Genomic DNA, 6,402 nt, shown 5'->3' on the forward strand with positions numbered 1-6,402 from the left:
TCTCTAGCCCGCCATGTACCTATCGCTAAGTGCGTTGCAGTTGCAGAAAATTGCTGCAGGAAAGGCCATCTGTAGAGTTTAACATTCTCAGTATGGGGCCTCTTGGGGTTTTGGGTTCCTCGCGAAGCGCGCCTTACTCTTCTATTGTCCGCCTCCAATGAATATCATGGGGGCTTACATGAACCGGATTGCGCTGATCGGCGCGGCATTTGCTGCTTTGATTTCCACCACAGTATCAGCCGAGGAGCCTAAGACGCTCCTCAACGCGTCCTACGACGTGGCGCGCGAGTTGTTCGCGGCCGAAAATACTGCCTTCATCAAAACGCATCCGGGTGTAACGATCGATCAGTCTCACGCCGGTACGTCCAAGCAGGCACGCGCCATCGTCGAAGGTCTGGCCGCAGATGTCGTCACCTTCAACCAGGTCACAGACATCGACTTTCTGGTGAAGCAGGGTTTCGTTTCTGCAGACTGGCAGAAGGATTTCCCGAACGACGCGTCGCCCTTCTATTCCTTCCCGTCTTTTCTTGTGCGCAAGGGCAATCCCAAGAACATCAAGGACTGGGACGATCTTGTTCGGGAGGACGTGAAGATCGTGTTTCCGAATCCGAAGACCTCGGGTAACGCTCGTTACACCTATCTGGCGGCTGTCGCTTTCGCCAATGAGAAATTTAATGGCGACCAAGCCAAGGTGGACGAGTTCATCAAGAAGATATTTGCCAACGTTCCGGTGTTCGACACCGGAGGCCGCGCTGCCACGACCACATTCGTCGAGCGCGAAATCGGCGACGTCCTGATTACTTTCGAGGCCGAAACGCGCGGCATCGCCAAGCAATATGGCACCGATAAATTCGAAGGCGTCGTTCCGTCTGTCAGCCTGCTTTCCGAATTCCCAGTTGCGGTCGTGGATAAGGTTGTCGATAAACGCGGTTCTCGCGAGTTGGCAAAGTCCTATCTCGACTTCCTTTACACGGAAGACGGTCAACGTATCGCTGCCGAGTTCGGCCACCGCGTTCATAACGAAAAGATTGCGACCGAGTTCAAGGACCAGTTCCCAAGCATTCGCCTCGTCAACGTCAATGATGTTTTCGGCGGCTGGGACAAGATCCAGAAAGAGCATTTCGCCTCTGGCGGAAAACTGGATGCGCTTTACGGCAATCGCTAATCGTTCTATGGCACAGATCAACATCGACCCGGCGGAATACCCGCCGGGTCGATTTTCGATTATGTGCGTCTCAATGCTGCGTCTCGAAGCTGAGCCTTCGCTGATGCAAAGGGGGAAGATTTGAAACGCAATGTCCTGCCAGGGCTGAAATTGTCGCTCGGCGTCGCACTGCTTTACGTCGGCATCATCGTCGTTCTTCCTTTGGCAGCACTTGTCTTCAAGGCAGCAAGCCTTGGACCGGCAGAATATTGGAGCATCATATCGTCTCCGCGCGCCGTCGCGAGCTACCGTGTAACCGTCCTTTGTGCGCTGGCTGCAACGGTCTTCAACGTCATCTTCGGTCTTGCTCTAGCATGGGTGTTGACGCGCTATCGCTTCCCCGGCTGGCGGCTGGTCGATGCCATCGTGGATTTGCCCTTCGCGCTGCCGACGGCCGTGGCGGGGATTGCGCTAACAGCACTCTTTGCAGGCAATGGTTGGTTCGGCTCCGTACTGGCAGACCTTGGAATTAAGGTTGCGTACACACCGCTCGGTATCATAGTGGCGATGGCATTCACCAGTCTGCCATTCATCGTGCGCACCGTTCAGCCCGTGCTTGAAGACCTGGACCCCGCATTGGAAGAGGCTGCTCAGTCGCTTGGCGGATCCGACTTCGAAATTTTCCGCAAGGTCATCCTGCCGCTTCTGATGCCAGCGCTTCTCGCAGGCCTTTCACTGTCTTTTGCGCGCAGCCTGGGAGAATTCGGAGCCATCATCTTCATTGCAGGCAATCAACCTTTTTCGACCGAAATCACCTCGCTGCTGATCTTCATCCGGCTAGAGGAATATGATTATCAGGCCTCGGCCGCGATCGCGTCCGTGCTTCTGGTCACCGCCTTCGTCATGCTGGCACTCACCAACTACCTGCAGTCTCGTGCGTTGCGCTACACGGTCAGGAGCTAGAGAATGAGTGCTTCTTCTTTCCTCCGTAAGCCGCCGCGTGTCGGCGATGCGCCTTGGGTGCGTCGTAGCCTGATCGGCTTCGCCCTCATCGTCGGCGCGTTTCTGGTCGTGGCTCCTCTGTTGGTCATCGCTGTCGAAGCCTTTTCTCAAGGTTTGAAAGCCTACGCCGCGACCATCAATCATCCCGATACGCGTCACGCCATCATGCTGACGGTGATCACGGCCCTGATCGCTGTGCCGGTGAACACCCTGTTCGGTGTTGCTGCTGCCTGGTCGATCACCAAGTTCGATTTCTGGGGCAAACGCTTTCTGCTGGTGATCGTAGAGATCCCCTTTTCTATTTCCCCCATTGTTGCCGGCGTGGCCTATCTCTTCGTCTACGGCTTGCAGGGGCTCTTCGGCCCGTTGCTCGACGCTTACGAAATCAAGATCCTCTTTGCCTTGCCCGGCATCGTCATCGCCTCGATGTTCGTTACCGCGCCTTTTGTCGCGCGTGAACTCATCCCGCTGATGCAGGCGCAAGGTCGCGATCTGGAGGAGGCTGCAACCTCGCTTGGCGCATCCGGCTGGCGCACCTTCTTCTCTGTCACCCTGCCCAACATCAAATGGGCGCTGCTTTATGGCGTGGTGCTATGCAACGCTCGCGTGATGGGCGAGTTCGGCGCGGTTTCCATCGTGTCCGGCAACATTCGCGGGCAAACCAACACGCTGCCGCTACACATCGAGTTGCTCTATCACGATTATCAGGCCGCTGGCGCTTTTGCCTCCGCCTCCATTCTTGCGGCGCTTGCCGTTGTCACCATCATCGCCAAAGTCGCATTGGAGCGGCGGGGTGCAGGTCGCGGCCGTAAAAAAGTCAGCGTCGCCAATACGGCCGCCACGGAGACGAGTTCATGAAAATCCGCCTGCAAAATGTGGTCAAAACCTTCGACGCGTTTCGAGCGGTGCGCGATGTCTCGCTCGATATCGAAAGCGGAGAATTGCTTGCGCTTCTTGGCCCTTCCGGCTCCGGCAAGACGACAATTTTGCGCATGGTCGCAGGACTCGAATATACCGATGGCGGCCATATCTATTTCGGTGACACGGATGCGACGAATATTCCTGTTCGCGACCGAGGCGTCGGCTTCGTCTTCCAGCATTACGCGCTCTTTCCGCATATGACGCTAAACGAGAACATCGCTTTTGGGATGAAGGTGTCGCGGGTGAAGCGGAGCGGCGCCGAAATCGAAGCGCGCGTTCACGAGTTACTACGGCTCGTAAGGCTTGAGGGGCTGGGCGACAGGTTCCCTGCCCAGATTTCTGGTGGGCAAAGGCAACGCGTTGCCTTGGCACGCGCACTTTCCGTCGATCCGAAGGTCCTTCTCCTCGATGAACCCTTCGGCGCGCTCGACGCAAATGTTCGTCGCGACCTGCGTCGCTGGCTGCGAGAAATCCACGACGAGCTCGGTATTACCACGATCTTTGTTACCCATGACCAGGAAGAGGCGCTCGATCTGGCGGATCGCGTTGTCATCCTCAACCAGGGCGAGATCGTCCAGCAGGGCACGCCGAAAGAGGTCTGCCGTCAGCCGAACAGCGCGTTCGTCATGACCTTTTTGGGAGACACCAATAAGGTTTCCGGTGTCGCGAAGAACGGCAAGGTCTATGTCGGAAATACCGAGGTTCAGTTTGCCTACGGTCAGGCGGACGGTCCAGTCGAGATCTATGCTCGTCCCGCGGACCTGGAATGGGAGGATCTGCATGATGGCATTCCCGCGCAAGTCACCCGTGTTCTGGACAGGGCAGGGGAGCGACGTGTGATCGCGACGACGAAAGAGGGTGATCTGCTTGAATTCGACGTGCCGCCGGAATCTTCGGTTGAGGCCGGAGATCACGGCCATGTCGTCATTCGCCGGGCAAAGATTTTTCCGGCAGTCAAGCGCGCTTAACCTCGCGGTGCCTGAAGCGGTGTGCGTCCATCTATGCAAACAGGACGCTCTCCCTGGAAATCCAGGCATCTTTCTATTCCAAACATCGATTCCGATTTCGGGCCGATGCTTTAGGCCGCGCTCGCACGTGCCAAACCTTTATTAGCGGCTGGCGACCTGCTCGCCCTTGCCGTCGATGTTCAGGAGATTGTCGATACGGCGACGCTCGTCTGAGAAGCGGGCCAGCGCCTGGCCGGACAGTGACTTGCCGCCCGGAAGGCGAACCTTCATCGCATCCACTTTCGTGCCGTTGACGATCAGCTCGTAATGCAGATGGGCACCTGTCGATAGACCCGTGGAACCGACATAACCGATCACTTGGCCCTGTGTTACACGCGCCCCTTCCACCACGCCTTTGGCAATGGCACTCTGGTGATTGTAGGAGGAAACGTAACCATTGGCATGGCGGATCAAGGTCTGGTTGCCGTAACCGGAGGCCCATCCAGCCTTCTCCACGACGCCATTACCCGTGGCGATAATGGGTGTTCCACGCGGGGCGGCCCAGTCGGTGCCGGTATGCATGCGGCTAAAGCGCAGAACAGGGTGGCGGCGCATGCCGAAACCGGATGTCATGCGACCGTTTGGAACCGGATTACGCAGCAGGAACTGGCGGATACTTTTGCCTTCGCCATCGAAATAATCGACGCTGCCATCATCCGGGTTCTGGAAGCGATAAAAACGCGTCTGGTTGTCACCGAACTTGGCGTTGACATACAGCAACTCGGATTGATCGGTCGCCTTGCCGTCCGGTCCTTCGACCGAGAAGAAAGCCTCGAGCGAATCCGAGGGCTTGAGCTGCGCCTGGAAATCGACGCTGCTCGCCAAGAGCTTGATGAGCTGCGACACCATGTTCTGGTTCATGCCGTAGGCCAGCGCTGCGCGATAAACGCCATCATAAACCCGCGGCAAGTCACGGTTGGCGGTCATCGGCGCATTGCCACCGTCAAAGGCCGTCGCCACCGCGTCGAGTTGCGGCGGTTCACTCGCTGCGACAAACGTCTTCTTGTCGTTGGCAGCCACTGTTACGATGTGACGGTTCTTGCGGTACAGGCTGGCGCGAACGATGTCACTCTTCTCATCATCCTGCAAAATACCGATGCGCAGAACATCTCCTGCCTGGAGATCAGGCGTTCCATTGACGGATGCGAGCGCGGTGGCGGTCTGCTTTGCTTGTTCTTTGGAGTAACCTGCACCGAAAAGGGCGGCTTCCATCGTCTGATTTTGACGCACGGGAATGACGTCGTCGGCATATTCGGGCAATTTCACCGTCGGCGCCTGGGGCGTCGATACCGACATGTTCTGTTCAACGACGCGGGCCGAAAGCCCGGCCGTGATGTCCACATCCTCATCGGCCTCGAAACGCCGTGGATCGATATAATAGAGAGCGGCAAGCTGCTCGTTGCCATCCGTCAATATTGAACCGTTGGAGCGAACGGCTTCTTCCACCTCATCGAAACTCATCGCGCCTGCATAGGCAAAGGGGCTGTGCTTCGTCGGGAAAGGAACCGATTTCAGGCTGACTTCCGATTCCACCTCGGATCCGTAGATCGTTCCGGTTTTGCTAGCGCCGGTAGCCTCGGGCTCGTCGTCGGTGGCAAAAATGTTGAGCGGATCGAATGCCGGATAATCATCCTGCGCGCTGTAATTGGCCGCCAGCGATATCTTCACATGAGCGAAGGGGACCTTGCGAACCACTTCCTTGTCACCATCATGGATGACGGTGGAGACTTCAAGAACGGCGCGGTCGGAAGGACGGGCTGCGATATTGGGCGCCACCAGGCGGGTGCCGCGGCGAACCGTCTCGGAAAGCGAATGCTCCATATCCCCGCGCGCGAAGGCTTCTGCCGGAATGGCCAACTGCTGACGTCCGTCAAGGGCTGCGAAAAGCGCGACGCCCATCAGTATGGAAGATGTAATCCCGGTGAGAAATGTCCCGCTTAGCCAGCGGATGGAGATCTCGCGTCGGTCGGGTGCTCGCCGGCCCTCCGCCAGAATTGGCGGCTCGGTCCCGAGCGTACGGATCATATCTCGATCCGCCGTCATGCCTGTCGCGACCGTTTCTTCATGTTATCTCCAGAAGTCATGGGACGAAGATGTGCAACTTTCGGACAGAGGAGTCAAACATATGCGCGACCGCTGCTCGCGCATTCCCCAGTTCGATGTAACTGTTCGTTAAGAATTGGAGATAGGAGCAAGTCGCGGCAAAAACGTGGCGCGCGCGTGAGCCAGGCTTTGTGCTCACGGTTTTCTCGCCGAACACCTATGGAAAGTCACATAATTGATATGGTTTTGACACCTGTCTGACAGATATCGCGAAACTATCGTTTA

5 protein-coding genes are annotated in these 6,402 nt (G+C 57.1%); 4 read left to right on the top strand and 1 reads right to left on the bottom strand.

The annotated features are described in order from the left end of the window. The first annotated feature begins 178 nt into the window (after nt 1-178). The 4 genes from cysP to WKI41_RS05040 all read left to right on the top strand — a co-directional run bounded on the left by cysP (nt 179) and on the right by WKI41_RS05040 (nt 4,035). Entirely contained in the window at nt 179-1,165 is a 987-nt protein-coding gene (gene cysP, locus WKI41_RS05025; RefSeq protein ID WP_340192420.1) for a thiosulfate ABC transporter substrate-binding protein CysP, read from the top strand. Nucleotides 1,166-1,285: 120 nt separating this feature from the next. Continuing rightward, entirely contained in the window at nt 1,286-2,107 is an 822-nt protein-coding gene (cysT, locus tag WKI41_RS05030; protein ID WP_340192421.1) for a sulfate ABC transporter permease subunit CysT, read from the top strand. 3 nt (nt 2,108-2,110) lie between these two features. Next, entirely contained in the window at nt 2,111-3,004 is an 894-nt protein-coding gene (gene cysW, locus WKI41_RS05035; RefSeq protein ID WP_340192422.1) for a sulfate ABC transporter permease subunit CysW, read from the top strand. Then, on the top strand, nt 3,001-4,035 hold the full coding sequence (locus WKI41_RS05040) for a sulfate/molybdate ABC transporter ATP-binding protein (protein WP_340192423.1): 1,035 nt from the start codon (nt 3,001-3,003) through the stop codon (nt 4,033-4,035). Before cysW ends, WKI41_RS05040 begins: the two co-directional genes overlap by 4 nt. Nucleotides 4,036-4,176: 141 nt before the next feature. On the opposite strand, the gene WKI41_RS05045 is transcribed toward WKI41_RS05040, so the two are convergent. Further along, nucleotides 4,177-6,117 (bottom strand): M23 family metallopeptidase, encoded by a 1,941-nt coding sequence (locus WKI41_RS05045; protein WP_340192424.1) that lies wholly within the window; start codon nt 6,115-6,117, stop codon nt 4,177-4,179. Between the last annotated feature and the right edge of the window lie 285 nt (nt 6,118-6,402).

The sequence above is a fragment of the Agrobacterium larrymoorei genome, from assembly GCF_037722385.1.
Taxonomy (GTDB): Bacteria; Pseudomonadota; Alphaproteobacteria; order Rhizobiales; family Rhizobiaceae; genus Agrobacterium; species Agrobacterium larrymoorei_C.